This is a genomic window from Pseudomonas sp. NBRC 100443, from assembly GCF_030268185.1.
In the GTDB taxonomy this organism is placed as follows: Bacteria; Pseudomonadota; Gammaproteobacteria; order Pseudomonadales; family Pseudomonadaceae; genus Pseudomonas; species Pseudomonas citronellolis.
Map to the genome: position 1 here is coordinate 131,156 of NZ_BSQE01000010.1, position 25,361 is coordinate 156,516.

The 25,361-nt window shown below is 66.1% G+C and carries 29 protein-coding genes; 12 read left to right on the forward strand and 17 right to left on the reverse strand.

Annotated features, from left to right (window positions below):
* Positions 1 to 34: 34 nt before the first annotated feature.
* The 13 genes from QSJ95_RS15395 to QSJ95_RS15455 all read right to left on the reverse strand — a co-directional run bounded on the left by QSJ95_RS15395 (position 35) and on the right by QSJ95_RS15455 (position 8,445).
* Entirely contained in the window at positions 35 to 436 is a 402-nt protein-coding gene (locus QSJ95_RS15395; RefSeq protein WP_032972645.1) for a single-stranded DNA-binding protein, read from the reverse strand.
* Positions 433 to 972, reverse strand: coding sequence for a DUF3158 family protein (locus tag QSJ95_RS15400; protein WP_032972646.1), 540 nt, complete (start codon positions 970 to 972; stop codon positions 433 to 435). Before QSJ95_RS15400 ends, QSJ95_RS15395 begins: the two co-directional genes overlap by 4 nt.
* On the reverse strand, positions 969 to 1,745 hold the full coding sequence (locus tag QSJ95_RS15405; RefSeq protein WP_032972648.1) for a PFL_4669 family integrating conjugative element protein: 777 nt from the start codon (positions 1,743 to 1,745) through the stop codon (positions 969 to 971). Before QSJ95_RS15405 ends, QSJ95_RS15400 begins: the two co-directional genes overlap by 4 nt.
* A gap of 123 nt (positions 1,746 to 1,868) precedes the next feature.
* Positions 1,869 to 2,060, reverse strand: a complete 192-nt coding sequence (locus tag QSJ95_RS15410) for a hypothetical protein (RefSeq protein ID WP_009618207.1) — start codon at positions 2,058 to 2,060, stop codon at positions 1,869 to 1,871.
* A 28-nt stretch (positions 2,061 to 2,088) separates the two neighbouring features.
* Positions 2,089 to 2,376 (reverse strand): type II toxin-antitoxin system RelE/ParE family toxin, encoded by a 288-nt coding sequence (locus tag QSJ95_RS15415; protein ID WP_032972650.1) that lies wholly within the window; start codon positions 2,374 to 2,376, stop codon positions 2,089 to 2,091.
* Positions 2,363 to 2,662 (reverse strand): type II toxin-antitoxin system RelB family antitoxin, encoded by a 300-nt coding sequence (gene relB / locus QSJ95_RS15420; RefSeq protein ID WP_032972652.1) that lies wholly within the window; start codon positions 2,660 to 2,662, stop codon positions 2,363 to 2,365. The genes QSJ95_RS15415 and relB overlap by 14 nt, the downstream gene beginning before the upstream one ends.
* A gap of 127 nt (positions 2,663 to 2,789) precedes the next feature.
* Complete coding sequence (locus QSJ95_RS15425; protein ID WP_285643448.1) at positions 2,790 to 3,983, reverse strand: STY4528 family pathogenicity island replication protein; 1,194 nt, start codon at positions 3,981 to 3,983, stop codon at positions 2,790 to 2,792.
* A gap of 2 nt (positions 3,984 to 3,985) precedes the next feature.
* Positions 3,986 to 4,546: a DUF2857 domain-containing protein gene (locus QSJ95_RS15430; protein ID WP_004255086.1), complete on the reverse strand. Its 561-nt coding sequence runs from the start codon at positions 4,544 to 4,546 to the stop codon at positions 3,986 to 3,988.
* Between the two features lie 17 nt (positions 4,547 to 4,563).
* A complete protein-coding gene (locus QSJ95_RS15435; protein ID WP_285643458.1) occupies positions 4,564 to 6,222 on the reverse strand; it encodes a ParB family protein in 1,659 nt (552 codons plus the stop codon).
* Positions 6,215 to 6,463, reverse strand: a complete 249-nt coding sequence (locus QSJ95_RS15440; RefSeq protein ID WP_285643459.1) for a type II toxin-antitoxin system HicA family toxin — start codon at positions 6,461 to 6,463, stop codon at positions 6,215 to 6,217. The genes QSJ95_RS15435 and QSJ95_RS15440 overlap by 8 nt, the downstream gene beginning before the upstream one ends.
* Complete coding sequence (locus tag QSJ95_RS15445) at positions 6,447 to 7,313, reverse strand: ParA family protein (protein WP_285643460.1); 867 nt, start codon at positions 7,311 to 7,313, stop codon at positions 6,447 to 6,449. The genes QSJ95_RS15440 and QSJ95_RS15445 overlap by 17 nt, the downstream gene beginning before the upstream one ends.
* Before the next feature lie 41 nt (positions 7,314 to 7,354).
* Positions 7,355 to 7,573, reverse strand: a complete 219-nt coding sequence (locus tag QSJ95_RS15450; RefSeq protein WP_009461157.1) for an AlpA family transcriptional regulator — start codon at positions 7,571 to 7,573, stop codon at positions 7,355 to 7,357.
* Between the two features lie 110 nt (positions 7,574 to 7,683).
* Positions 7,684 to 8,445: a hypothetical protein gene (locus QSJ95_RS15455; RefSeq protein WP_285643468.1), complete on the reverse strand. Its 762-nt coding sequence runs from the start codon at positions 8,443 to 8,445 to the stop codon at positions 7,684 to 7,686.
* Between the two features lie 740 nt (positions 8,446 to 9,185).
* On the opposite strand from QSJ95_RS15455, the gene QSJ95_RS15460 reads away from it, so the two are divergent.
* The 4 genes from QSJ95_RS15460 to QSJ95_RS15475 all read left to right on the forward strand — a co-directional run bounded on the left by QSJ95_RS15460 (position 9,186) and on the right by QSJ95_RS15475 (position 12,057).
* Positions 9,186 to 9,605, forward strand: a complete 420-nt coding sequence (locus QSJ95_RS15460; protein WP_285643469.1) for a helix-turn-helix domain-containing protein — start codon at positions 9,186 to 9,188, stop codon at positions 9,603 to 9,605.
* Positions 9,606 to 9,727: 122 nt separating this feature from the next.
* The gene (locus tag QSJ95_RS15465) at positions 9,728 to 10,528 is read left to right on the forward strand and encodes a TIGR04255 family protein (RefSeq protein WP_285643470.1); all 801 of its coding nucleotides are present in this window, start codon (positions 9,728 to 9,730) and stop codon (positions 10,526 to 10,528) included.
* Positions 10,529 to 10,542: 14 nt separating this feature from the next.
* Positions 10,543 to 11,187, forward strand: a complete 645-nt coding sequence (locus QSJ95_RS15470; RefSeq protein ID WP_285643472.1) for an XRE family transcriptional regulator — start codon at positions 10,543 to 10,545, stop codon at positions 11,185 to 11,187.
* A gap of 15 nt (positions 11,188 to 11,202) precedes the next feature.
* On the forward strand, positions 11,203 to 12,057 hold the full coding sequence (locus tag QSJ95_RS15475; RefSeq protein WP_285643474.1) for a hypothetical protein: 855 nt from the start codon (positions 11,203 to 11,205) through the stop codon (positions 12,055 to 12,057).
* A gap of 347 nt (positions 12,058 to 12,404) precedes the next feature.
* On the opposite strand, the gene QSJ95_RS15480 is transcribed toward QSJ95_RS15475, so the two are convergent.
* Together QSJ95_RS15480 and QSJ95_RS15485 are read right to left on the reverse strand one after the other, a co-directional pair.
* Positions 12,405 to 12,752 carry a type II toxin-antitoxin system RelE/ParE family toxin gene (locus QSJ95_RS15480; protein WP_043272446.1) on the reverse strand — a complete coding sequence of 116 codons (348 nt, stop codon included), beginning with the start codon at positions 12,750 to 12,752 and terminating at the stop codon, positions 12,405 to 12,407.
* 9 nt (positions 12,753 to 12,761) lie between these two features.
* Entirely contained in the window at positions 12,762 to 13,013 is a 252-nt protein-coding gene (locus tag QSJ95_RS15485) for a type II toxin-antitoxin system Phd/YefM family antitoxin (RefSeq protein ID WP_081884705.1), read from the reverse strand.
* A 453-nt stretch (positions 13,014 to 13,466) separates the two neighbouring features.
* Here QSJ95_RS15485 and QSJ95_RS15490 point away from each other — a divergent pair, with 453 nt between their 5' ends.
* The 4 genes from QSJ95_RS15490 (at position 13,467) to QSJ95_RS15505 (ending at position 17,810) form a co-directional block, all read left to right on the forward strand.
* Complete coding sequence (locus QSJ95_RS15490) at positions 13,467 to 14,882, forward strand: amino acid permease (RefSeq protein WP_285643478.1); 1,416 nt, start codon at positions 13,467 to 13,469, stop codon at positions 14,880 to 14,882.
* A 125-nt stretch (positions 14,883 to 15,007) separates the two neighbouring features.
* The gene (locus QSJ95_RS15495; RefSeq protein WP_249917684.1) at positions 15,008 to 15,544 is read left to right on the forward strand and encodes a 2,4'-dihydroxyacetophenone dioxygenase family protein; all 537 of its coding nucleotides are present in this window, start codon (positions 15,008 to 15,010) and stop codon (positions 15,542 to 15,544) included.
* A 56-nt stretch (positions 15,545 to 15,600) separates the two neighbouring features.
* Positions 15,601 to 16,506, forward strand: a complete 906-nt coding sequence (locus tag QSJ95_RS15500) for a LysR family transcriptional regulator (RefSeq protein WP_285643481.1) — start codon at positions 15,601 to 15,603, stop codon at positions 16,504 to 16,506.
* A 62-nt stretch (positions 16,507 to 16,568) separates the two neighbouring features.
* Positions 16,569 to 17,810, forward strand: a complete 1,242-nt coding sequence (locus QSJ95_RS15505; RefSeq protein ID WP_285643483.1) for an aspartate aminotransferase family protein — start codon at positions 16,569 to 16,571, stop codon at positions 17,808 to 17,810.
* A 393-nt stretch (positions 17,811 to 18,203) separates the two neighbouring features.
* Here QSJ95_RS15505 and tatA read toward each other — a convergent pair whose 3' ends face one another.
* Positions 18,204 to 18,431 (reverse strand): twin-arginine translocase TatA/TatE family subunit, encoded by a 228-nt coding sequence (gene tatA / locus QSJ95_RS15510; protein ID WP_285643485.1) that lies wholly within the window; start codon positions 18,429 to 18,431, stop codon positions 18,204 to 18,206.
* A 331-nt stretch (positions 18,432 to 18,762) separates the two neighbouring features.
* On the opposite strand from tatA, the gene QSJ95_RS15515 reads away from it, so the two are divergent.
* Positions 18,763 to 19,668, forward strand: a complete 906-nt coding sequence (locus tag QSJ95_RS15515) for a SphA family protein (RefSeq protein WP_285643487.1) — start codon at positions 18,763 to 18,765, stop codon at positions 19,666 to 19,668.
* Positions 19,669 to 20,426: 758 nt separating this feature from the next.
* Here the strand turns inward: QSJ95_RS15515 and QSJ95_RS15520 are convergent.
* Positions 20,427 to 22,277 (reverse strand): sigma-54-dependent Fis family transcriptional regulator, encoded by a 1,851-nt coding sequence (locus tag QSJ95_RS15520; protein WP_285643489.1) that lies wholly within the window; start codon positions 22,275 to 22,277, stop codon positions 20,427 to 20,429.
* 529 nt (positions 22,278 to 22,806) lie between these two features.
* On the opposite strand from QSJ95_RS15520, the gene QSJ95_RS15525 reads away from it, so the two are divergent.
* Genes QSJ95_RS15525 through QSJ95_RS15535 form a run of 3 tightly spaced genes read left to right on the forward strand, consistent with a single transcriptional unit; the run spans position 22,807 to position 25,359 of the window.
* Positions 22,807 to 24,282, forward strand: a complete 1,476-nt coding sequence (locus QSJ95_RS15525) for an aldehyde dehydrogenase family protein (RefSeq protein WP_285643491.1) — start codon at positions 22,807 to 22,809, stop codon at positions 24,280 to 24,282.
* 44 nt (positions 24,283 to 24,326) lie between these two features.
* Positions 24,327 to 24,662, forward strand: a complete 336-nt coding sequence (locus tag QSJ95_RS15530) for a c-type cytochrome (RefSeq protein ID WP_009618272.1) — start codon at positions 24,327 to 24,329, stop codon at positions 24,660 to 24,662.
* A 10-nt stretch (positions 24,663 to 24,672) separates the two neighbouring features.
* A complete protein-coding gene (locus QSJ95_RS15535) occupies positions 24,673 to 25,359 on the forward strand; it encodes a hypothetical protein (protein WP_285643495.1) in 687 nt (228 codons plus the stop codon).
* The last annotated feature ends 2 nt before the right edge of the window (positions 25,360 to 25,361 follow it).

Below are 25,361 nucleotides of genomic sequence, written 5' to 3' on the forward strand. Positions count from 1 at the left end.
AACGGGAACAGCCGTGGGGATCCTGCTTGGCTGGTCAGGATTGCGGCGCACCACTATCAGATGCAGAGGGCTTCGCACCCAACGTCACCGCCTCAATGCGATACGGCAGAATGCCCACGCGCCGCGCTTCGACCTTGAACGTGACGCGCTCGTTCTCGTCGGCGTCCTCCCATTCGTCGCGCACGGTGCGGCCCTCGACCAGCACCCGCATACCTTTCTGGTACAGCGTCTTCCAGTGCTCGGCGTCGCGGTGCCACAGCTCCACCGGCGCCCAGAAGCCGCCGCGATCTTCGTACTCGCCGTCCTTCTTCGGGATCGGGTTGTCGAAGTAGACGTTCAGGCGAAGCAGCCGGCGCGGCTCGTCGTTGCCGTTCGGAAATTCGCGGTAGTCCGGCGCAGAACCGATGTTGCCCTCGCCGACGAAGTGCGTGCTCATGGTGACTCCTTGGTGGTGGGTGGAACGGACGCGGTATGCCCGTGGACGCGCCGCAGGTAAGCCGCTTCGGCCTGGGCGGCCTTGTTGGCGCATTCCAGGGCTTGGCGAGCGATGCTGTGGGTCAGACTGATCTGCATGTTCAGCACGATGCGCTGCAGTTCGATCGCGTACAGCTCGTCGATCAGCGAGGCCGGCGTCGCGGGGTTGGCCAGCAGGGCCTCCCACAACGCCACGCCCATGGAGGAACGGTCGAGGTTGCGCCAGCGCAGGAAGGTCGTCCCTGCGCCAGTGGCCTGCTGGGCCAGTTGCACGTGGAGCAGGCTGAAGGGGTAGGCGCGCGCCTGGGGCAGCACGCGCCGCTGCGCCAGGCCAATCACGTCGTCGCGCAGCGCTGCGCACTGGCTGGCCCAGGTCTCCAGACTCCCCTTACCCTTAAAAGGCTGTAAAAGGCCTTTTAGGTAGGCCGCATGTTCCAGCCGCCGGAAGTCCGTCTGTTCCAGCGGAACGAAGCGCGCGGAAGGGGTCAATGCCGTCATGCCGCGGCGTCCTCGTCTGGTGCCCCATCGGCTGCGCCATCTTTCGGTGCCAGCTTCACCGCATCGGCGGCAGGCGCCGCAGCCGACGCACCGGGCCGGTTCGCTCGCCGCGCGATGGGTGGCGCAAAGCGGGAGCGGCGCGTGCCTTCCAGCACGTCCTGCGGCAACTCGCCGAACTTCTCCAGCGCCGCTCGCGCCGCGGCGTTCTTCGCCGCGAAGTCGTCGCGCGTCGTGCCCGAGTAGCGGTACTGCTGGGCCAGCGAGAACAGGCTGCGCAGCGCGTGCGCGCCGTCATTGAGCCAGCGCTCCAAGGTGCTGCGGTCGATTAGCGCCGTGTGGTGCGCCAGGATGAGTTTGCGTGCCAGGTCGTCGTAGTCGGCCAGCAGATACACCGCCATGAAGCCGAGTTGGGCATTCACGAACAGCGGCAGCTTCACCGGCTGCACGTTCATGTTCTCGCCCAGCGACAGCGCCGGGGGTACACCGGCCAGCGCCTGGTCCACCTGCTCGCGCAGCGCCTGCAGCGTGCTCTTGGTCTGCTCCAGCTTGTCTTCGATACGCAGCATCCAGAAATCGGAGTACGGATCGTCCTGCTCGGCGCCGCGCTTCATCTTGTTCATGGCGCTGATGAAGCCGTTGAGACCGATAATGCCGGCGCGTCCCTCGGTCGGCGCACGGCCGTGCCAGATGCGCGAAGCGTGATGAGTGTGCAGCGTCAGCGACATCGCGCTGCGCAGCGAGCCGAGATTCAGTTGCAGGGGTTCATTGGCCATGGGTGACGACTCGCATTAACGGAACGAGTCGCCAGCATCGGCATCGACCGGAAGGCCGTCAGTCAACAAACCGCAATCGGCGTGTGCCTGGTTTGTCCGTGCCGGGAAGGCTGGCTGTCCCAGCTATCCCCTGGGGATAGCCTCGCGGCGAGTAGCGACGGCAAGCGCCGCCTGCTGTCCCAACTGTGCAATGAAACCTTCGAGTTGGCCGTCGGCGACATCGGCATGGCGGCCGGCGGTGATGTCGGCCCAGCCCATGCAAGCTGCTTCCTGCAGCGCCTTGAGTTTGGCTGCTTCAGGCTCCTTGGCATTCATGGTGAATCTCCAGTGAGGAAAACCGCCTTCACTCCCGTGCCGGCGGCCACTGCTGCGCGGCGTGCAACACGCGCAGGATGGACACCGCGCGGGTGTCCTCCATGTAGACCACCACGTAGTTCGCACGCACGATCATCTCCCGCGTGCCGGCCACGCGGCCAGGCCGGTAGAGCTTCGGGCGCTCCGGCAGCTTCGCGGCCTTGGCCTCGATGTCGTCCTTCAACCGCTGCGCGGCATCGGGGTTGTCGTCCGAGATGTAGTCAACAATCGCCAGCAGGTCGGCGCGGGCAGCTTCCCGCCACTCAAGTACGCGCACGCCGCTTCCTGTCGATCAGGGCCTGCGCCTCGTCCATGACCTGCTGGTGCGGCACCGGCGGCTGTGTGTCGGCCAGCGCCTCCTGGACCTTCGCCCGGAACCAGGCATCGTAGGCCTCCGGGTCGGCCGTGAGGCCAGCCGGCAGCGCGCCTTCCTTGACCACACGGGTCAGCAGGATGCGCACGGCGTCCGAAACGGTGAGGCCGACCCCGGCGAGCTTCTCGGCGGCATCGGCCTTGAGCTTATCGTCCACACGGATGTGCAGCATCGAAGTCTGTGCGGCCATCGTTGCTTCTCCTGTTATGCATTAGCCCCTATTTTGTATCTCAATTGAGACCTTGGCAAGGGTGTAGCCGGATTGACCCGCCGGAAGGCTCCCTGTCCCAGCTATCCCCTGGGGATAGCTCGGCCGGTCACGGGTCGCGCAGGGCCGCCCGCAGCCGTGCCAGGTGGGCGCGCGCCACTTCGGGGGATACCGGCGGTGCCGATGGCGCCGGTGCCGGCGCGGGTGGACGGGAAGCAGGCGGCACCGTGGCGCCGTCGCCCGCCCACGCCTTGAACTCCCCACGAATCGCCTTCTGCACGATGCCGAACAGATAGCCGGCCGGGTTGCGCACAGCGCTGTTGCGGCAGCGTGCCTCCCATTCGTCGAGCACGGCCTGCCGCTGGGCCTCGTCCACCTGCTGCAGGGCCACCAGCGCGCCGCCCTGCTGCTCGTCCTTCAGGCGCAGGAAGCGCTCGGGCAGTCGCAGGTTCTGCAAGGCCCTCGCGCGCGGTGCTGTACGTACTTCATTTATACGATCATTACGTACTGTACGGTCCTCCTTCGGAATCCGAAGATGGCCATCCTGCGCGGGTTCCAGCCCCGCTTCGGATTCCGAAGACGGGCGCACGCCATTCCGAAGAAGGGCTTCCTGGCCTTCTTCGGATTCGTGGTCCGCACCCTCCTGTGGATAACCTGGCGTCGTCCAGCCATACCGCACCATGCGCTGCGCGAGCACCTGCAGGCGGGTCGGCAATGTGCGGCCGCCGAGCAGCGGGTCTTCGGCAATCTCCTTGAGCGTGTTCATGCCCACGATCTGCACCGCCTTGGCGGCATGGGTCAGCGCCTGGCTGACCAGGCCGAGGTAGTCGGCATCGAGCTGCATCGCCTCGAAGGGCGACAGCGGTTCGTCGTGCAGCACGTAGAGGTTCCCCTGGATGCGGCCGGTCTTCGGGTCGCGCCGTCGTCGCACCAGGCTCAGCCAGCGCGTCAGCCGCAACAGCGTCAGGGCGCGCGCCACGGTCTCATGCGATGCTTGCGCCGCGCAGGGCATCGAGGCCAGGTAGGGGCGCAATTGGTCGTAGGTGGGAAAGGCGGTCACGCCGTCGTCGCTGAGCTGCAGGCGGAACACCTGCCAGGCGTTGCGCTCCAGCGGGGTCAGGCGCCGGTCGAGGAACAGTCGGCGCGGCACGCTCTCATGGCGGTTGCCGCTGTAGAGAAAGCCGTCCTGGCTCGGCGCCGTGCCCTGCGCCGGTTCCTTCGGCTCAAGGTGCCGCAGCGCCTCGTCGAACAACGCCGACAGCGCAACGGGGCCTTCGCGCCGTGGTGCGCCGGCCGTCGTCATGGCTACACCAGCCCCTGGTCGATCCAGTTCCGTATCGCCGACCAGATCACCGACATGGGCAGGGTCATGGCCTCGGCCAGATCCATGGTCAGCGCCAGCATCGCCATGTCGTCGGTCAGGGCGATATGGCGCTCGGCGACGCCGGCCTTCCAGCGCTCCCACAAGGCCACGTCCTGCGCCTCGTCGAGCACCGGATGCCGGCCCTTGCGCTTGGGCAGCCCGAGGATGTCGCGGCGCAGCGCCACTTCCTGATGCGTGAGGCCGTAGAACTTGCTGACCATCTCCGTGCTCGCCCCCAGGCGCAGCATGCGGTCCACCGTGGCGATCTCCCGCTCCACGTCGTGCACCTGGCTTAGCAGCCGCTTCAACACTTCCCGGTTCACCGACACCGAACACCACGACACCGTGGCATTCACCAGCATGCTCACGAGTTCGGGGTGCTTCAGCGCATCCAGTTCCTCCTCGCCGAAGCCCATGGCCTTGCAGCGGCGCAACTGGCCGTTGCGCAGGTCATGCAGGGCCTGAGCGATCACGGCCTGGTTGAGTGGGTGCGGTGCCGACATGCGGGAGCCTCCTGCGCTCAGGAATCCTGGCTCGCTACGCCGGCTTCCAGATCCAGCAGCCGGCGCGCCAGGCGCAGCAGACGGAACAGCTTCACCAGCGCAGCATCGCTCAGGCGTGTGGCCGAGCCGCCATGGCCATGGAGCAGCGCCGCCAACTCATCGGCCAGCCGCGCGCGGTCCAAGCCGTTCGCGGCGGGTGGCGCCGAACTCAGCGCATCCAGCAGGGTCAGCACCGCCCGCGCGAATGCCGGCAGCGCCTTCGCCTGGCCGACGGCCGGCGCCGCGCAGACGAAGCCGATGCCACTGATGCTGGCCTCGATGTGGTCGGCGACGGCCGCTTCCTCGGCGATCTCGCGCGCGAACTGCGCGATGTGCACGCGCAGGCGATCCGGCACGTCCAGCCCCGGCTCGATGTACCAGACGTCCGAGATGGGAAAGAGACCCCCAGCCTGCACGGGGATCGCACGCAGCGCGTCGGTCTCGAAGTCGGGCAGCTTGTCGCCGAGTTGGTCCGCGACCATCCGCTGGATGGACTGCAGGCGCTCGGTGGTCGGTGCCGGTGTCACGATGTGCCCTTGCAGGCGCTCGTCGCGTGGTCGGCGCTGGTCCTCCGGCGCTTCGGACGATGCAGGCGGTGTCGCTGCTGGCGCCGCAGGCGAGACTGGCGTGGTGTCGCGCGGAACGGACGACACGGGTGGCTGCTGAGGCGCGGAGACCGGTGCGGAAGGAGCAGCAGGCACGACAGGCGCCGCCGGTGGCTTCGGCGCCGCCGGTTCGCTGGTCAGCGCACGCTGGCGGTTTTCGCTGTCGTCGATCTCCAGCGCCAGCGTGTCGTAGTCCGCCTCCAGCAACTCGGCCATCTGGCCCACCAGTTCGTCCTGCACCCGCTGCGGCGAGAAGTCATCCGGCTGTGTGTCGAACTGCGTCAGCACATCCTGAAACAGCGTGGCGAAGTCCACGGCCACCGTGCGGCCCGGCGCACGCCGCTCCCAAGTGCGCTCGCACGCCTTGCGCAGTACCGCGATCCGTTCCACCTGATGTCGTCCCAGGCCGCCGTAGAGCAGGTTCGGTATCGCCGGCAGCAGATAGCGCACCGCATCGTTCATGCGACTGATGTGTGACTGCGGCACCGGATAGCCGTCGGCCGTCAGCCGCCGCGCGAGTTCGCTCTGCGACAGCGCCTGGCCGCTTTCCTGCTCGTAGAACTCGCGCGCCTTCTCGATGCCCAGGGCGCGCTCGATGAAGGTCAGCCCGCCGCGCAGCTCGTTCTCGGCCAGGTGCCCAGTCAGCGCCACGATTTCGCCGCGCGCCGGCCACGGGCGGAACAGGCACGCGATGCGGAAGAAGCGTTCCTCCTTGGTCTCGCTCCACAACTCGCGCAGGATCGCCAGCCGCGTGTTGCCGCCGTTGCGAATGATGTAGTGCGCCTCGCCCGGCCGGCGCGTGATCGCGGGCGGTGCGTCTAGCCCGCGCTCGCGGATCGAGGCCTTGATTTCCTCGTAGGCCGGGTTGCGCGTCACGCGCGGGTCATGTTCATAGGGGCGCAACTCGTCCAGCGTCACCACCATCGGCGTGTCGGCGATGGGGTCGGTCAAGGCCGCAGCCGAAGGACTGCTGCGCTCGAAGCCGGTGGCCAGCAGCTTGGCGGCCATGTCCTGCGGCGTCGGCTCAGCCATCGCTGCTCTCCTGAGATGCCGCCGGTACCTGTCGATCGGCGCGGCGAAGCTGCGCGCGAGCGTTGCGGCTGGCGCGGTGATCACTCGCGGTCGAACTGGTGTAGATCGCGGCGCAGCCAGGCTTGGTGAACATCAGGTGCCCGCCGCGCGTGCGCTTCACGTGCCAGCCTTCGCCCAGCGCGAACTCGATCAGCGCGCGCAGCCGCTTATGGCCGCGGGCCAGTTCAAGCGCGTTTGCCATGACCGGCCCCCCCTGCGTGGCCTCTGCCGGTAACGCACGCGAAGCGTTCCCGCCATGCCGGGAATAGCTCGCCAGCCAGCGCACGCATCGTCTCCAACGCCGCAGGCGCAGTACGGCCCACCGGCTGCCGGTACTCGACGCGATGCACTGGCAGCCCCCGTGTTGCGGCACGTGGGTAGGCTTCGATGGCCGGGACGTCGGTGTTCAGGACCTGTATGCCAGCGTAGTCCTGGAACACTTGTCGCAGGGCCTGCTGGATCAAACGGGCGTTCGACGAAACCGGATGCATACGGTTGATGAGCAAGCGCAGTGGCGGTGGCTCGATGCCGAGGTGCCGGTACGGAGCGATGTCCTCGATCAACTGCAGCGTGCCGCGCCTCAGCTCGCGGGCCGCCAGGATTTCCGGTGTCACCGGTGACAGCGCCAGGCTGGAGGCCAGTACCGCCATCTCCAGCAGCACACTGCGCGCTCCCTGGGTATCGATCAGCAGCAGGTCGTAGTGCGACGCCAGCGCGGGGAGCAGGTGACGCAAGCGCAGCCGGCCGTCGGGCGCGTGTAGCAGCAGTGTGTTCAGTTCGCCACGGTGGTCGTTCGACACCACCAGGTCGAGACCCGCCACAGCGGTCTGTGAAGCCAATTGCTCGATACGCTGCTCGTTGAAGGCCAGCATCTCGTAGATGCCGGCAGGCGCATGCGTGCCGAGCGTGAAGTAGCTCGACAAAGTGGGCTGTACGTCCAGATCCAGCAGCAGCACGCGCAGTCCCGCATCGGCGATGAAGCCGCCCAGGTTCGCTGCGGTGGTCGTCTTGCCGACGCCACCCTTGGTCGAAATGATGGATACCACCTGCATGGCGCGACTCCTCGTGGAAGGAATTCCGGCGCAGCGCGGGCTCACGCCCGTTCCCGGAGGCGATCGGTGATCCACTGATCGATCTCCACCGAATCCCAGCCGATGGCCCGTACCCCGAGGCGCAGGGGCTTGGGAAACTTGCCCTCCTTGATCAGGTTGTAGATGTGGGCGCGTTTGAAGCCGGTCTTGGCCTCGACTTCCGCGCGTCGCAGGATGCGGTGTTCGTTCGGCGTCGCGGTGGCGATGGTCTGGGCAGTCACGAGGGACACTCCTTGGCGCTGTGTAGCGGCGGTGATGGAAGTGCCTCGTATTCAATAGCGCGGTCCCCGCGCAGTCACCGCAAGTGCAGGCTCGCCGTCTGCACTTGCAGTCAGCGGTCCTGGGTGGCGAGATGACGCTTGGCTGCCGAGAACTTCGCCCACAGCGTTCGCTCGCTGATCCCAGACTTGTCGCCGTAGTGGGCAACCAGCGCACTGATGACCGATTCCAGCGTCTCGAAGGACGAATAGGGAACGCCATTGGGCGACTTGCCCAGCAGCAGGGTCAGAAGACCTCCAACGATGTTCAGGTAGGTGGACTCACTGCGGGCGCCCGGCATCCCGGACCGCTTCTCGCGCTCCGTGCGCGCCTGGTGCTCCTGGCTGAGCGTCTGGAACTGGGCATAGAGCGCATCCCAGGCTTGCACCCTGTCGGCAAGCTGGAGCTTGAGCGCCTCGCGGTCCATGACCAGTGCCTGCACGGCTTCGACACTGACGGCAGGATGCAGGTGGCGCTCGAAGGCGTCGAACAGGAAGGCCGGTCGCTGGTCGGGATAGAAGCGGATCATCCAGGCCTTCAGGTCGACGTGGCGGATTGTGAGGCTGGGGTCATCAAGCAAGGCGGGGTCGTTGCTCGTGATGCCATTCTTGCCGTAGGGAAGGTCGAGATGCACCAGTGCGTCGTAGATCCGTTCCGCGTTCAGGCGAAGCTGTGGCCAGCGCGCCAGTTCGGGGTGCTCCGGCAAGCGGTTCATTCCCTTGGCGACATCGAGGATGCGGCGCTCGAAACGCGACAGCCCCGCCCACTGGATGGCCGCCTCGATCGGACGGTAGAAGACCTTGGCTTGGGGGCCGGATGAAGGTGGCTTTCGCATGGCTGCTCCCTGCTGGTAACCAGATTCAGGACATCTGTTTCCCTCGTTGATTGGAATCGCTGCCGGGACGCGCCTTCACGGCGCGAGACGGTGGCGGCTTGGCTTGTGGGTAAGGCCGGGATGACGGATGTGCACCAGAGCAGCCGCCTGTCGATATGGCGCTTGTCCACCAGCACCGAGCCTCTGCGTGGCGGTATGCTTCAATCGGTTGACTGCCCATGGCAGGATGGCTCGATAACGAGGTTTTGCTACAGACGCCATCGTGGCGAAAGACGGATTCGGTCTTCTTGCATTCGAGCCTGGGCGTTACCGGCGTGCAAGACAGCGACGGTCTATCAGCAGACGCAGTGCGGGCGGAAACAGGTGTGGCGATGCCGCCCCGACGGAGAGCGACGAGGTTTCGGGCAAGACCCCAGCGGTCTGCCTCCAGATCGACAAAGCATGACAGTCCGGTTCCGCACTCATGGGAAGGAGCGATTCGGTAGTTCCGACGACAGGACTGCGATGACGAGGGGATTGCTGTCGGCTCTCATTGGGCATTGGTGGCCTGATCGTCGTGCAGGATCAGGACAGCGCGATGGCGCAGCGCGGTCCCCAGAACTGCAAGCGGGGTAACGGACCGACAGCAGCCAGCTTTTTCCTGGCCTGCTGATTCCAAACTTGGGCTTGTTGACCAGACCATATTTATGCATTCAAATTTGAATTCTTATTGCTGAATTAGATTCATATTTGAGGCTTAAATGTCCTCTTCCGGTCAGAAGCGCTCCGGTGCCCAGGTGGCCATGCCGCAGCCCGTCGCGCGTGCGCTGCACCGCTTGGGGCAGGACATCTCGGCGGCGCGGCGCATGCGCCGCCTGAGCCAGGAAGACCTGGCTCAGCGCATCGGCACGTCCTTGAGCACCGTCAGGCGCATGGAAGATGGCTATCCCGGCACCGCGCTGCACACCTTCCTGCGCGCGCTGCACGTGCTGGGTCGGCTCGATGACCTGTCAAGGGCGATGACCCTGGAGAGGGACGCCCTTGGCATGGAACTGGTGCGGGAGTTGTTGCCACAGCGGGTGCGCAGCCTTTCTCGCAGGCAATGGCAGCAGGCTCGGCCAACGTCGGGGGCCGGCGATGGTGACGCGGACGGGGGTGTCGACGTACTGGAAGGCTTTTGACGGCGCCTGCTCCTTAGCCTGAGCCCCCTGATCCAGCCGCATTGAGCAATGCTCCCTGGTATGGGTGTCAACCATGGTGTAAACTGGCAACTGAAGTGTCAACCGAGAAGATGGAGCGGCCTGTGAGCGAACGAATGTCCAATGCGCCGGTGTACTACGCGCTGGCACAGGCGCATTTCAATCCGGTGGCGGCCATGGTCAAGTATGTCGACCAAATACAAGATCGACTGCGTCGTGAAGGGTACCCCTTGTTCGAGCCGCAGCAGGTCACTCACTTGGTCGTGTCCGGGCCAGGCCAGGCACAACAAGCCGAACCAAAGATCCAGCAAACGGTATCCTGGCTCCTGACCAGGAGCGATCGATCTGCGGGCTTCATCCTGTCCTCTTCGACAATCACGTTTCATACGACCCATTACGACACCCACAAGACATTCATTCCGGAATTACTGCGTGGGTTGGATGCCGTGCATGAGGCTGTCAGCCTTGACCACGTGGGGCGGCTTGGGTTGCGCTATCTGGATGCGGTGGTGCCGGCAGACGGGGAGTCCGTCGAGCAGTACCTTGTCGGTGGAGTCCATGGGGTGGGATTCGACGCGGTTCGCCGGCACGCAATGAGTGAATCCGTATTCTCGACCGATGTCGGTCCACTCGTTCCCGTCGGAACCTTGGTTGCAAGGGTATACAGGGCAACCGCACAGCTTGGCTTTCCTCCCGATATGTTGCCGAACGGGCTGGCACTGAATCCGCGTTTCGCCATGGCCGCGCCACGTGAGCATGGTGTGCTCGATACCGACCATTTTTGCGAAGGTCGCATGCCTATCGATCTCGGCAAGCTCGAAGAACAACTGCGCTCGTTGCATGCCCCGATCAAGTCCGTGTTCAAGGCAACCACCACGGATCATGCGCGCCGGGCATGGGCGTAGCACTGGAGACCCGCATGTACACCGAGACGTTCCCAACAATCAGGACTTCGCCGTCGATCGTGCCCGTTCGGGTCGCGGCCACGGCCGCCTTCGCCCTGATGGGGATCACGCAGTTGGTTGGCGGTACTGGCAGCGTGTTCGATGTGACCCGGGCCGGGGAATGGCGCAGGCTGGTGGAGGCGCGGACTCCCCTTCACGTCGAAATCGAGGTGGATGGCGAGGAGGCGGCTCGTCCCGATCTGCGAAGCGCTTCGGAGCATCTGGCCAACATCCGTGAGGTGCTCAATCCAGCAATCGCCGATCTTGCCGGGACCTTTGGTGTTTCCCGGCAAGCGATCTACAAATGGCTGGGGGGAGAGTCGACGCCAGAAGCGGACAACTTCGCTCGGATACAGGCACTCAGCCACGTGGCCGACGCCTTTCATGAGGCAGGCGTCAAACGGGCGCCAATGATGCTGAAGATGAAGGCGTTTGACGGCAGGTCTCTCCTGGATCTCATTGCTGCAAACCAGACTGTCATGGAGCATGTCCAAACGCTGATCTCAGAGGCTCAGGCCATGGATGCGGCATACGAAAGGTCGGGACTGGCCAAGAGCAAGGCCGCACCAACGGATGATTGGCGTTCCGCTGCTTCCATTCCTGGCTATCCCGAGCAGTGATTCGGGGATCGCGCGATGCTGGACCGGGAAACGTCATGGCGGCAGGGAGATTTGCTGACCAGCGATGCATCACTACAGTTGGGGCTGATTGAATCGTCGGAGGACGGCCGTTTGGCTGTCGTGATCTCCCACGACTGTGACATCCCTCACCCGCACGAACCCTGCATTGAGGTCATCCTGGCGGACTTGATCGGCGATGCCCGTGAGGATCCGCAACTGTCCCATGCCAAGAACCCCCGGCGGCTGCATCTTGCGTATGACAAGGCGGATGGAGGCTCGATGGTGCTGGAGTTGCGGCATGCGGAGAAAAGGTCCATCCCGAGAGTCGAGTTTGGCCGGGGCGCGTCTCGGTTTCTTGAAGCGTCGCTTTCGGATGAATCGAAGCGCACCCTGAAGCAATGGCTGGCGGCACGCTATGGCCGGCCCGCATTTCCCAACACCTTCGAGAACCGGCTAGCGAAGCGTGTCGGCAAGAGAGACGTCAAAAGCCGGATCGCCCGCATCCTCGCTCCCGAAGCCAGACATCTGGTGGGATTGTTCTTCGATCTGGGCGAGCAGCGGGGCATCGAGGCTTCTGACGGCGAACCCTATGCGTTGTCCATATCGGTGGCTTATGACGCCATTGAGGGTGGGCCAGGTGCGCGTGAGTCCGCCGAAAGCGTAGTGCGACAATTGCGAGAGCTTTTCACAGAAGCGTACGGCCCTCCCGATGCGGCAACGGAAATCGCCCTCGACGCCTGCGAGCCAGTCCCGGATACACACATGACCCTCGCCGACCTTCGGCGTGTGGATCAATGGCGACTTGAGTACCTCAGCCTGCATGACGATGAACATGGTGGCTTCCTGCCGGACGGCGTTGCCCCTGCGTGAGACGTGAGGTGGCTGGATGAGCCTGGGATTGGCTGGGGGCTCTTGCATCTGGCACAGGGCAGCGTTTGACAGCTCTGGGTGTGCCAATGCGGCAGCAGCGGGCACGCCGAGTTGCCGAGGGCGCGCTACAGGTACATAATCCGGCCTAATTCCGTAGCGCAAACGGAATAAACCTGTTATCAATCAACGATTTGAGTGCGGCGTGATGTTCCCATCACCCGCTCCAGAATCCTTGCAAAGCCCCCGGAACGCCTGGCGTTTCGGGGTTTTTGCTTTTTGGGGAGCGGGAAGGTGTCGAAAAAGTGTCGAGGCATACTTGCTCATACGCACTCGGGCGCAGAGAGCCATCACCCGATAGGCCCCACCAAGCAGTAGCGAATCAATTGCTGTTCCACACTCTGCTTCTGGCGTAAGACCAGGATAACCGCGACCTCGCCTTGCTCTTCGTGTAGTTCGTAAAAGACGCGATAAGGGCCGGTATTGAGTTCGCGATAGTTCAACACCCCCAAAAGGCTTGCCTGCTGGCTGATTGGGTAACCTTGGGGGGTAAGAGAAATCTTCTCTTCAATCTCATCCAAAAGGCTCAGCACTGACTGGAGTGCAGCCTGCGAACCTTGGAATTGAGCCAAGTGGTGTACTTGGTCTTCGATGCTTTGTTCTGCGGTATCGGTGAGACGGATGACGACCTTGGACATCGAACCTCCTTATTCTGGTTGATCGAACCTCCTGGAAAGACGAGCTTTCAGATCATCTACAGAGCGATGTTTGCCTTCTGCGTATTGACGAGAGCCAATCGCAAGCAGCTTCACCAACGCAATTGCTTCGTCACGTTGCTTTCGTTCTGCATATGACTCAATCACGTAGGCAGGAACACCGTTCTGTGTGACGACCATTGGCTCGGATAAATCCAGGTCGGCCGCATGGCGTTTCAAATAACTAATTGTCTCGACTCGCATGAGTCGGTACCTCCATTGCTGTGGGAACACTCAAGGCCTGGAACTCAGGTTCTACGGTGTTCGAACTCCACCAGGCTCCATATCCAGGCAACCGATGGGATTCACACGTCGACAGTTGAATCTGCCGATCGGTTTCGTATCGTAGCCTGAATTCGGACCGAATTTGAACCGTATGCGGACGCTTTTTTGCCTCTGCCGACACTGTGACGTTCAGCCTATGAGCGGGTTGAATCGAGCATCACTGCCAAAATGGCGATTGCTTCAATGTGCAGCGCGGCTCCGACTGCCTGAATCCTCCGGCTCCACCTCATCTCTAGCTGTGAACCCAGTTCACAGTCCCTATGCCACCAACGGGGATTATCACCCCGCCCCCGGCTCCCTACCCTGCGCAGACCAAGGCCCGTGAGGCCCTGGACAATCACAAGAACAATCCTGCGTGCCGAGGTGCTGTCGATGAACGCGACGCCTGAGAACCCACCCAAGAACCGCCTGGGCCACGGCCTGAAGAGTCGCCAGGTGACCATGATTTCCATCGGCGGCGTGATCGGCGCCGGGCTTTTCGTCGGTTCCTCCAATGCCATCGCCACCGCCGGGCCGGCGGTGTTGCTGGCTTATCTGCTGGCTGCGGTCATCGTCGTGCTGGTGATGCAGATGCTTGGCGAGATGGCCACCGCGCGGCCGGACACCGGCTCCTTCTCCTCCTATGCCGACCAGGCCATGGGGCGCTGGGCCGGGTTTTCCATCGGCTGGCTGTACTGGTGGTTCTACGTGCTGGTGATCAGCATCGAGGCCATAGTCGCCGGCAACATCCTCGCGCCCTGGCTGGGCGTGGCGCCCTGGGTGGCGGCGCTGGGCATCACCCTGGCGCTGACGCTGTGCAACTGCCTGAGCGTCGGCAACTTCGGCGAGCTGGAGTACTGGCTGGCGTTGTTCAAGGTGGTTTCCATCGTCGGCTTCATCGTCCTCGGCGTGCTGGCGATCTTCGGCTGGCTGCCGGGTTCTTCCACTTCCGGCGTGCAGCACCTGTATGCCGACGGCGGCTTCATGCCCAAGGGGCCGGTGTCGGTGGTGGCGGCCATGCTCACGGCGATGTTCAGCTTCCAGGGCAGCGAGATCGTGACCATCGCCGCCGCCGAGACCAAGGAGCCGCGCGCCAACATCCGCAAGGCGATCCGCGCGGTGGTCTGGCGCCTGGGCCTGTTCTACCTCGGCTCGATGCTGGTGGTGGTGTGCCTGGTGCCGTGGAACGCGCCGGGGCTGGCGCAGGGTTCCTACCAGTCGGTGCTGGCGGCGATGAACATTCCCTTCGCGCCGCAGATCATGAGCGTGGTGGTGCTGGTGGCGGTGAGCAGTTGCCTGAACTCGGCGATCTACACCGCCTCGCGCATGGCCTACTCGCTGGCCTATCGCGGCGATGCGCCGCGCGCCTGGGGCCGCACCAACCGCCGCGGCGTGCCGCTGGGCGCGGTGCTGAGCACAGCCGGCGCGGCCCTGCTGGCGCTGGGCGCGAACTACCTGCTGCCCAAGGAGGTGTTCGACTTCCTGCTCGCCTCCAGCGGCGCCATCGCCCTGCTGATGTACCTGGTGATCGCCATCACCCAGCTGTGCATGCGCCGCAAGCTGCGCGCCAGCGGCGAGCCCCTGGCGGTGGAGATGTGGGCCTTCCCCTGGCTGACCCTGGCGACCATCGCGCTGATCGTCGGCATCCTGGCGATCATGTCGGTGTTCCCCGGCCACCGCGGAGAACTGCTCACCACCCTGGGCCTGAGCGCCGTGCTGGCGGGCATCGGCCTGTACCTGCAGAAGCGCCAGCCGCAGCTCTCCGCGCAGCGCGCACAGGGCGGCTTCGGCAAACTGGCGGCGCTGTGACGCCGCTTCACAACGCCTGTGCCGGCGGCCCGGTTTTTCCTCCGCCGGCGCACACCTAACCTGCCCGTGGCGCGGCTCGCCGAGCCCGCCGTGGCCTTCCCCAACTGCCTGATAGAGAGTGATCGATGAGCATCGCGATGAAGCCGGACGAACTGGCGATTCCCTACCAACTGCCGCAGGTGCCGTTCATGGCGCCGGACATGGTCCTGCCCGGCGTGCTGGACCAGTGGCTGGAGGACGACCAGCTGTGGGTCCCGGTGACCGCCAGCGTCTCCTTCAAGCCGCTGCTGCTGAGCGTGAGCGGCGGCTACTACATCAACCTGCTGCGGGTGCGCCAGAGCGGCGTACTGTCGCGCCATCGCCACACCGGCGGCGTGCACGCGCTGGTGCTCAAGGGCCGCTGGTGGTACCTGGAGCACGACTGGATAGCCGAGCAGGGCTCCTTCGCCTTCGAGCCGCCGGGCGAGACCCACACCCTGTTCGTGCCCGAGGACGTCGAGGAAATGATCACCTGGTTCCACGTCCAGGGCGGCTACACCTACGTCGACCCGCAGGGCGTGGCGGTGGGCTACGAGGACGTCTTCACCAAGCTGGAGGCGGCGCGCCGGCACTATGCGTCCATCGGCCTGGGCGAGGACTACGTCGAGCGCTTCATCCGCTGAAGCGGGCCGGCACGGCGGGCGCTATGCTCGCCGCCACGGCGCAACGAGGACCGGACATGGACAACTATTCGCAACTGCTGGCCTTCATCTGGGCGGTCGAACACGGCAATTTCTCCGCCGCGGCGCGCGCCCACGAGATGACGCCTTCGGCGGTCAGCAAGCTGATCAGCCGCCTGGAGGACCGCCTGCAGGTGCGCCTGTTCCAGCGCGGCACGCGGAGCCTGACGCTGACCGAGGAGGGCGCCGCCTACCTGCGCAGCGCCCGCGCCGTGGTGGAGGCGATGGCCGAGGCGGATTCGCTGGCCGAGGCGCTGCCGACGCGGGTCAGCGGCACCCTGCGCATCCACACCATGACCACCTTCGCCAAGCACCAGATAGCGCCCTGGCTGCCGGAGTTCCTCGACCGCTACCCGGCGCTGCAGGTGGAGATCCAGGTCGGCGCGCAGTACGTCGACCAGTTCGAGCAGGGCCTGGACCTGGCCATCCACAGCGGCGTGCTGCCGGACTCCAGCCGGGTGACCCGGCGCCTGGGCGAGACGCAGTGGATCACCTGCGCCGCCCCGGCCTACCTAGCGCGCTGCGGCACGCCCCGCCACCCGCAGGAGTTGCTGCGCCACCGCTGCTTCCAGTTCAGTTTCGACAGCCCCTGGAACCGCTGGAGCTTCCACGCAGGCCCGGAGCGCCTGAACGTGCCGGTGACGCCCGCGGCGACCTTCGCCCAGGGCGACCTGCTGCGCGACATGGCCCTGGCCGGCGCCGGCATCGTGCGCCTGGCCGACTTCCACATCGGCGCCGACATCCGCGCCGGCCGCCTGGTGCAGGTGCTGGAGGAATACCCCAGCGACCTGCGCGAGCCGGTGTACCTGATCTATGCCAACCGCAAGCACCTGAGCCCGAGGATCAAGGTCTTCCGCGACTTCCTCGAGCAGCGCCTGCGGGAGGCACCCTGGAGCCTGTCCTAGGGCAGGCCGTTACGACCCTTTCACGAGGCGCCCGCATGGCGGGCGCGATGCAGGAGTAGACCATGGCCCATCTGGTGGGTGACGTATCCAGCGCCGCGCGCATTCTTCCCGACCTGGACGGCGAGAAGCTGTTCATCCAGCGGGGCAGGGGAGCCTACCTCTGGGATGCCCAGGGGCGGCGCTACATCGATACCGCGCTGGGCTTCGGCGCGGTGCTGCTCGGCCATTCCGAGCCGGCGGTGATCGAGGCGGTGGGCGCCGCCCTGCAGGACGCCGCCGCGCCGTCCTGGGCCCACGTGCGCGAGCATGCCGCCGCCGACTGCCTGGCGCGCCACGGCGGCGCGCTCGACAAGGTGATCTTCACCAACTCCGGCAGCGAGGCGGTGCACCTGGCCTGCCGCGCGGCGCGCGCCTACACCGGCCGGCCGCGCATCGCCAAGATGGCCGCCGGCTTCGACGGCTGGTTCGACGAGGTGACCCTGGGCAACGTCGGCTCCGCCGAAGCCACCTTCGCCCCTGGCGAGCGCCCGGCGAGCGAGCGCCTGACGCTGCTGCGCTACAACGATTTCGACGACGTCGAGCGGCTGTTCGCCGAGCACCACGACATCGCCGCCGTGCTGCTCGAACCCATGCTGGCCAACGCCGGCTGCATCATGGCCGCGCCCGGCTACCTGGCGCACGTGCAGCGCGTGGCCCACGCCCATGGCGCGCTGGTGATCAGCGACGAGGTGCTGATGGGCTTTCGCCGTCACGCCGGGCTGAGCAGCCTGTACGAGGGGCTGGACCCGGACCTGGCCAGCGTCGGCAAGGCCATCGGCAACGGCGTGCCGGTCTCGGCGGTGCTGGGCAAGGCGCACATCCTGGCCGGTTTCGAGGAAGGCCGGGTGCTGCGCGGCGGTACCTTCAGCGGCAACCCCATGGCCTGCGCGGCGGTGCAGGCGACGCTGGCGCAGCTCGAAGACGCCGACTACGCCGCGCTGATGGCGCGTGGCGAGGCGCTTCGCAGCTGGATCGAGCGGCTGTTCCGCGAACACGGCATGCCCCTGGCCACCAGCGGCTACGGCAACGTCTTCGGCCTCTGGCCGGCCGAGCGGGCGCCGCGGGATTTCGACGAAGCTGTGCGCATCGCCAGTCCCGGCTTCAGCAAGGCGCTGCATCTGGAACTGCGCCGCGTGGGCCTGTTGCTGATGCCGTCGCCCTATGGCCGGTTGTACCTGTCCTTCGCCCATACCGATGCGGTGGTCGAGGAGATGAAGGCGGCGTTCGAGCAGGCGGTGGAGCGCTTGGTCGAGGTGCTCTTGTAGGAGCGAGCTTGCTCGCGAACAAGCGCGGTGCCATGCGGTTCGCGAGCAAGCTCGCTCCTACGAAAAGCCGTGCCTTGCGGACGGTAGGAGCGGAGCTTCTCCGCGATAGCCGGATGTATCGGCGCGCTTCGCGGATAAGATCCGCTCCTACGCTGCCCCACCTGCGCCATTCCCTTGTAGGAGCGCGCCCTGCGCGCGAAATCGCGGGCAGGGCCCGTGCGGGAATGCGTGGTGTTTTTCCCGTAGGAGCGGAGCTTCTCCGCGATAGCCGGAGGTTCCGGCGCGATTCGCGGATGAGGTCCGCTACGCTGCCCCACCTGCGCCATTCCCCTGTAGGAGCGCGCCCTGCGCGCGATTTCGCGGGCAGGGCCCGCTCCTACAGGTTGTGGGCTTTCAGGCTTGCTGGCGGGCGCTTTCCTGCAGTCGCCGGGGTTCGGTGACGGCTTCCTCGTTGGCCAGCTTCTGCGTCGCCGCCGGCTCGTCTTCGGCGTTGACCGAGCGGCGGAAGCCCTTGATGGTTTCACCGAGGTCGCTGCCCAGGTGTTTCACCCGCTTGCTGCCGAACACCAGCAGCGCCACCAGCAGCAGGACCAGCCAGTGTTTCCAGTCGAATATGCCCATCACCATGTCTCCAGGTCGCGGTTCGGTTGTTGTTATTGGCGCCTGCATTTTTGGTGGGTGGGTTCTGCTGCAGAAGGCACTATCCAACAGATAACCTGGACTTTTCATGGATCGCTCAGGTGGCCGATCTACGGCGGGAGGGCAGGGCTGGAGACTTTTCCGCGAAGAGTGGAGTTTTCTTAAGAGTATTCGCTTGGATTGTCCGCTGAATATTTATAACTAATTGATTTTTAAGTATTTAACTCGTGGCATGGTAATTGATTGGGGGTCGCCGGCGCGGCACGCAAGTGGCCGCGCGCCAATCCGATAACAACAAAAGGCCGGCACTCCCATGTTCGATCAATCCGTTCGCCTTCGCGTATCCCGCCTCGCCTGCGCCATACTCCTGGCCGGCGCCGCCACCTCGGCCCTCGCCACGGAGGGCGGCACCTCCTCCTGGCCCATGGGCATCGAGATCTACGGGATGGGCATCCTTCCACCGCCTGGCACCTACGCCCAGCTGTTCGCGGGCAACTACCTGGCCGATACGTTGCGCGACAACGGCGGCCACAAGGCCGCCGACATCGACCTGCGGGTCTCCACCCTGGTGCCGCGTTTCGTCTGGGTGACCGAGCAGAAGGTGCTGGGCGGCGACCTCGGCTTCCACGCCCTGCTGCCGCTCACCGACATGCGCCTGAACATCAAGAATGGCCCTCACGACCACAAGCGCGGCATCGGCGACGCCCACCTGGGGCCGGTGATCGGTTTCCACCCGAGCGAGAAGTTCCACGTGGCCACCGGCGTCGACTTCGTGCTGCCCACCGGCAGCTACGACAAGGACGACATCATCAACCTGGGCACCCACTACTACACCGTGCAGGCAGTGCTGGCGATGACCTATGTGGACCCGGCGGGGCCCAACGCCGACATCCGCCTGATGCACGACTACAACTTCGAGAACCGCGCCACCGACTACCAGTCCGGCCGTGAGCTGCACGCCGACTACACCCTCGGCTGGGGCATGGGCAACGGCTGGGTGCTCGGCGTCGGCGGCCACGCCTATCAGCAGATCAGCGACGACAAGCTCGATGGCCATACCGTCGAGGACTCCCGCGGGCGGACCTTCTCCATCGGCCCGGCGGTGCAGTACGCGAGCAAGGACGGCTGGTTCTTCAGTGCCAAGTGGCAGGACGATACGGGCGTGCGCAACCGGCCGGATGGGCAGACGTTCTGGTTCAAGTTCACTACGCCGCTCTAAAAGCCCGAGGGCTTTTCGTAGGAGCGGAGCTTCTCCGCGATAGCCGGAACCATCGGCGCGATTCGCGGATGAGATCCGCTACGCTGCCCCGCCTACGCCATTCCCCTGTAGGAGCGCGCCCTGCGCGCGATTCGCGGGCAGGGCCCGCTACGGTAAACATGACGCCCCGTAGGATGGGTTGAGCCTGCGATACCCGTGCGGTCGTGGTGATGGGTATCGCTTCGCTCAACACCATCCTACGAAAAGCCATGCTCGCCCATGCGGTAGGAGCGGGGCTTCTCTGCGATAGCCGGAACCATCGGCGCGATTCGCGGATGAGATCCGCCTACGCCATTCCCCTGTAGGAGCGCGCCCTGCGCGCGATTCGCGGGCAGGGCCCGCTACGGTAAACATGACGCCCCGTAGGATGGGTTGAGCCTGCGATACCCATGCGGTCGTGGTGATGGGTATCGCTTCGCTCAACACCATCCTACGAAAAGCCATGCTCGCCCATGCGGTAGGAGCGGAGCTTCTCTGCGATAGCCGGAACCATCGGCGCGATTCGCGGATGAGATCCGCCTACGCTGCCCCGCCTACGCCATTCCCCTGTAGGAGCGCGCCCTGCGCGCGAATCGCGGACAAGGTCCGCTCCGGTAAACATGACGCCCCGTAGGATGGGTTGAGCGAAGCGATACCCATCACCATGGCCCGATGGGTATCGCAAGCTCAACCCATCCTACGAAAAGCGCCTCGGCACAGTTCGCAAGACAGTTGCGGCCTCAGCGCCCCTTCAGCCGGTAGCTGACCTGGGCGCGGCTCATGCCGAGCATCTGCGCGGCGGCGGTGATGTTGCCGCCGGTGCGTTCCATCGCCACTTGCACCAGGCGTCTTTCCACGTCTTCCAGGGAGATGCCGAGGGTCGGGTTGCGGCCGGAGACGAAGGCGAGCAGGCTGGCCAGTTCGGGTTCTTCCACGGCCTTGCCGGGCGCTGCCTCGGGCGTCGCTGGCGCCTGCGCGGGCGGTTCGTTACCGGCTTCGGCGAGGGGACGGGACAGCCGGCCTTCCGCCGTCAGCCCTATGGGCGCGGCGATCGGCGCGGCGCCGCCTTCGGTCAGGTGGATGACGTCCATCACCTCGCCATCGGCGGCGGCGATGACGCCGCGTTCGATGAGGTTCTGCAGCTCGCGGATGTTGCCCGGGAAGCGGTAGGTCAGCAGCGCGTTGACCAGGCGCGTGCTGAAGCCCGCCAGTTGCCGGCCGTGGCGCAGGCTGAACTTGCGCAGGAAGTAGCTCATCAGCAGCGGGATGTCTTCCCGGCGCTCGCGCAGCGGCGGCAGGTGGATGGGGAAGACGTTCAGGCGGTAGAACAGGTCCTCGCGGAAGCGCCCGGCCTCCACCTCGCGGCGCAGGTCGAGGTTGGTGGCCGCGACCACCCGCACGTCCACGCGGATCGCCGTGGTGCCGCCGACCCGCTCCAGCTCGCCTTCCTGCAGCACGCGCAGGATCTTGCTCTGCGCGGCCAGGCTGAGGGTGGCGATCTCGTCGAGGAACAGGGTGCCGCCGTTGGCCCTTTCGAAGCGCCCGGGCCGCGAGCGCTCCGCGCCGGTGAAGGCCCCGCGCTCGACGCCGAACAGCTCGGCCTCCACCAGGTTCTCCGGCAGGGTCGCGCAGTTCAGCGCCACCAGCGGCCCCTGGCTGCGCTTGCTGGCCTGGTGCAGGGTGCGGGCGAAGAGTTCCTTGCCCACGCCGGATTCCCCGGTCAGCAGCACCGTCGCCTGGGTCGGCGCCACCCGCTGCAGCAGTTGGCTGGCGGCCATGAAGGCGGCGGAGATGCCGACCATCGGCTGGTCTTCGTCGGGGCTGGGCAGCGTGGCGACCGTGGTCGCCTGGCTGCTGCCGTAGGTGCTGCGGCCGAGGAAGTCGCTGGCGTCCAGGTGGGCCAGGCCGGCGTCGATGTCGTCCCATTCCTCCGCCGGCTTGCCGATGATGCGGCAGGCGTGGTGGCCCATGGCGCGGCACTCCACCTCGCGGAACACCACCAGGCGCCCGAGCAGCGACGAGGCATAGCCGCTGGCGTAGCCGATGCCCATCCAGCACGAGGGCTCGCTGCCCAGGCCGTAGGTGGCGATGTGCTCGTCGGCTTCCAGCGAGTTGTGCCAGAAGAACTCGGAGTAGAAGTGGCCGATGCTGGTGTCGATCTCGAAGTTGATCGGCTCGACGTTGACCATCCCTTCGAGCATGTGCAGGCGCGGCCCGGCGCTGTACAGGCTGGCGTGGTCGCCCTCGGGCCACTGCTCGCTGACCTGCGCCGCGTCGCGCGCGCCGGCCTGCCAGCCGATGCGGGTGAGCAGGCCGCGGGCCTTGTCCAACCCCTGGGCCTCGATCAGTTCGCGGCGGATGGCGCCGAAGGCGGAGCCCTGCAGCAGCATCATGCGCTGGCCGCACAGCCAGATGCTGCCGTCCTGCGGAGAGAAGGCCACGGTTTCGGCCAGTTGCTCGGCAGAAGGCAGGCCCCGTGGATCGAATTGGCAGGCGCGGTCGACGATCAGGCGTTTCTGCCGGCTGAGCATGTGCCGGAAGAACTCTTCGTCCACCGCGCGCCCGTGCTTGCCCGGATTTGTAATAGTCATAAGGCAGTTCAAGAAGACGCAGGCTGGTCTGGGGAGTATGCCGGCCCGGCCACGGCGGTCAATCGGATTCCAGTCCGAGGGGGAGGGGCGGCGAGCGCAAAACGTACGATAACCGCACGAAATCCCGTTTTTGGCCGCGTCCGTCGAGCTTTCTCCAGCGCCGCGATTTTCTCTGCACAAAATTCCGCGGCCGCCGCGCCGCCAGCGCGAAAGGCGCCGCAGAAATCCTCCGATCAAATAACAACTATTTGTTTTTAAAGGATATTTTTATAGAAAGCGCAGCTGGCACGATAGTTGTTAATGCCGAAACACTTGCAACTGAAAAATCCATAACAAGAAACCGGTGATTTCGACATGAACATCCTCCGCGCTTTCCGCCATGCCCGTGCACTAGCCCATCCCGCCCTTGCCCGGCGCCGCCCGGCCCGCCCCGGCGACTGACCTTCGCCCAGCCCGTTTCCCTGTTTCCGTGGCCTTCGCCCAGGCCGGCGGCGGCCGTCCCTCGTCCAGACAAGAGGCACCAGCAACGATGAGCACCAGACCCCAGCCCTACCAGAACCTCGACCTGCAGCCGATCGCCGGCGCCTGGCGCGCCGGCGGCAGCGGCCGGCACATGAATGTCCTCGACCCCTACACCGGGCAGAGCCTGCTGCGCCTGGCCCTGGCCGACCGCGCCGACCTCGACGCCGCCTATGCCAAGGCCGCCGAGGCCCAGGTGGCCTGGGCCGCCACCCCGCCCGCCGAGCGCGCCCGGGTGATGCTCGAAGCGGTGCGCATCCTCGATGCGCGCCGCGAGGAGATCATCGACTGGCTGGTCCGCGAATCCGGCAGCACTCTGCTCAAGGCGCAGATCGAATGGGGCGCGGCGCGCGCCATCACCCTTGAGGTGGCCAGCCTGCCGAACCGCGTGCACGGACGCATCGTCGCCTCCAACGTGCCAGGCAAGGAAAGCCGCGTGTACCGCGTGCCGCTCGGGGTGGTCGGGGTGATCAGCCCGTGGAACTTCCCGCTGCACCTCACCCAGCGTTCGCTGGCCCCGGCCCTGGCCCTGGGCAACGCGGTGGTGGTCAAGCCGGCCAGCGACACCCCGGTGTCCGGCGGCCTGCTGCTGGCGCGTGTGTTCGAGGAGGCCGGGCTGCCGGCCGGCGTGCTCAGCGTGGTGGTCGGCGCCGGCAGCGAGATCGGCGACGCCTTCGTCGAGCACCCGGTGCCGGCCTTCATCTCCTTCACCGGCTCGACCCAGGTCGGGCGCAATATCGGCCGCATCGCCAGCGGCGGCGCGCACCTCAAGCACGTGGCCCTGGAACTGGGCGGCAACAGCCCCTTCGTGGTCCTGGCCGACGCCGACATCGAGCAGGCGGTGAACGCCGCGGTGGTGGGCAAGTTCCTCCACCAGGGGCAGATCTGCATGGCGATCAACCGCATCATCGTCGAGCAGCCGGCGCTGGAAGCCTTCACCCGGCGCTTCGTCGAGCGCGTCCAGGCGCTGCCCTATGGCGACCCGCGCAAGCCGGAAACCGTGGTCGGCCCGGTGATCAACGACCGCCAGCTGCAGGGCCTACGCGAGAAGGTCGCCAAGGCCCTGGACGAGGGCGCGCGCCTGCTGGTCGGCGGCGAGCCCCAGGGCAACGTCATGCCGCCCCACGTGTTCGGCGACGTGCATGCTGGCATGGAGATCGCCCGCGAGGAGATCTTCGGCCCGCTGGTGGGCATCCAGGCCGCGCGCGACGCCGAGCATGCGCTGGAGCTGGCCAACGGCAGCGAATACGGCCTGTCCAGCGCGGTGTTCACGTCGAGCCTGGAGCGCGGCGTGCAGTTCGCCCAGCGCATCCACGCGGGCATGACCCACGTCAACGACATGCCGGTCAACGACGAACCCAACGCCCCCTTCGGCGGCGAGAAGAACTCCGGCCTGGGCCGCTTCAACGGCGACTGGGCGATCGAGGAATTCACCACCGACCACTGGATCACCCTGCAGCACTCGCCGCGGCCCTATCCCTTCTGAGCGGCCGCCGGCCCCACCAATCCAATAACAAGATGGAGTACGAAATGTCCTTATCCTTCGACAGCCCGGCTGTGAAACGGACCTTCGCTGCTTGCCTTTGCGTGCCCTTGCTCGTGCTGGCCGGTAGCGCCTTCGCCGATGGCGACGGCGTGTGGAAAGGCGGCGCCAACGTCTACGAGAAAGTCTGCGGCCGCTGCCACGAGACCGGCATCGGGCCGGAACTGAAGGGGCGCCAGCTGCCGTCGCCCTACATAGTCGCGGTGGCGCGCAACGGCCTGCGGGCGATGCCGGCCTGGCCGGCTTCCTTCATCGACGACAAGGCGCTGCAACAGGTCGCCGACTACATCTCGCAGGCGCCCGCGCCGGCGGCCAAGCCCTGAGGAGCGCGCCATGAATCTCGAACGTCGTTCCCTGCTCAAGGGCATGGCCCTGGGCGGGCTGGCGGGCATCGCCATGGGCGGCTCCGGCCTGGCCCTGGCGCGTGGCGTCGCCGGCAGCGCCGCGGCACAGCCGATGCTGGTGCTCATCAGCCCTGCGGTGGCCGGCTCGGCCTTCCTCCAGGGCCTCGCTGCCAACCCGGCCGCGGCCCGGGCCGAGCTGCTGCGCAGCGATGCCAGCCTGGCTTTCGCCCGCGAGCTGCAACAGCGCTTGGAGGCCGGACGGCCGCAGCGCATCGTCGGCCTGCTGGACGACGCCAGCGCCGCGCTGGTGGTCGACCTGGCGCGTAGCGCCGGCGCCCGCGTGCAGTGGCTCGGTGAGCACAGCGCCGATGCGCGCGCCTCGCGGCACCGGCTGATCACCGCGGACGCCGCCCACGGCCACGCCCTGCAACTGGGCCTGCAGCTGGACGCCTGCGGCGCCGGCTTCGACCTGCGCGAGCAATGCCCGCTGGGCAGCCGCCAGCCCCTGCGCCTGGGCGCCGCCGGCCGCAGCGCCGGCAATGCCGAGCAATGGGCCGCCACCCTCGGCTACGGCCTGGCCTCGCTCGGCACGCAGCCGCCGGCGCCCGCGCCGCTGGTGGCCGGCCGCCCGAGCCCGCTGGCCGGGCATTTCGTTTCGTTCTCGATCCAGGCTTGAAG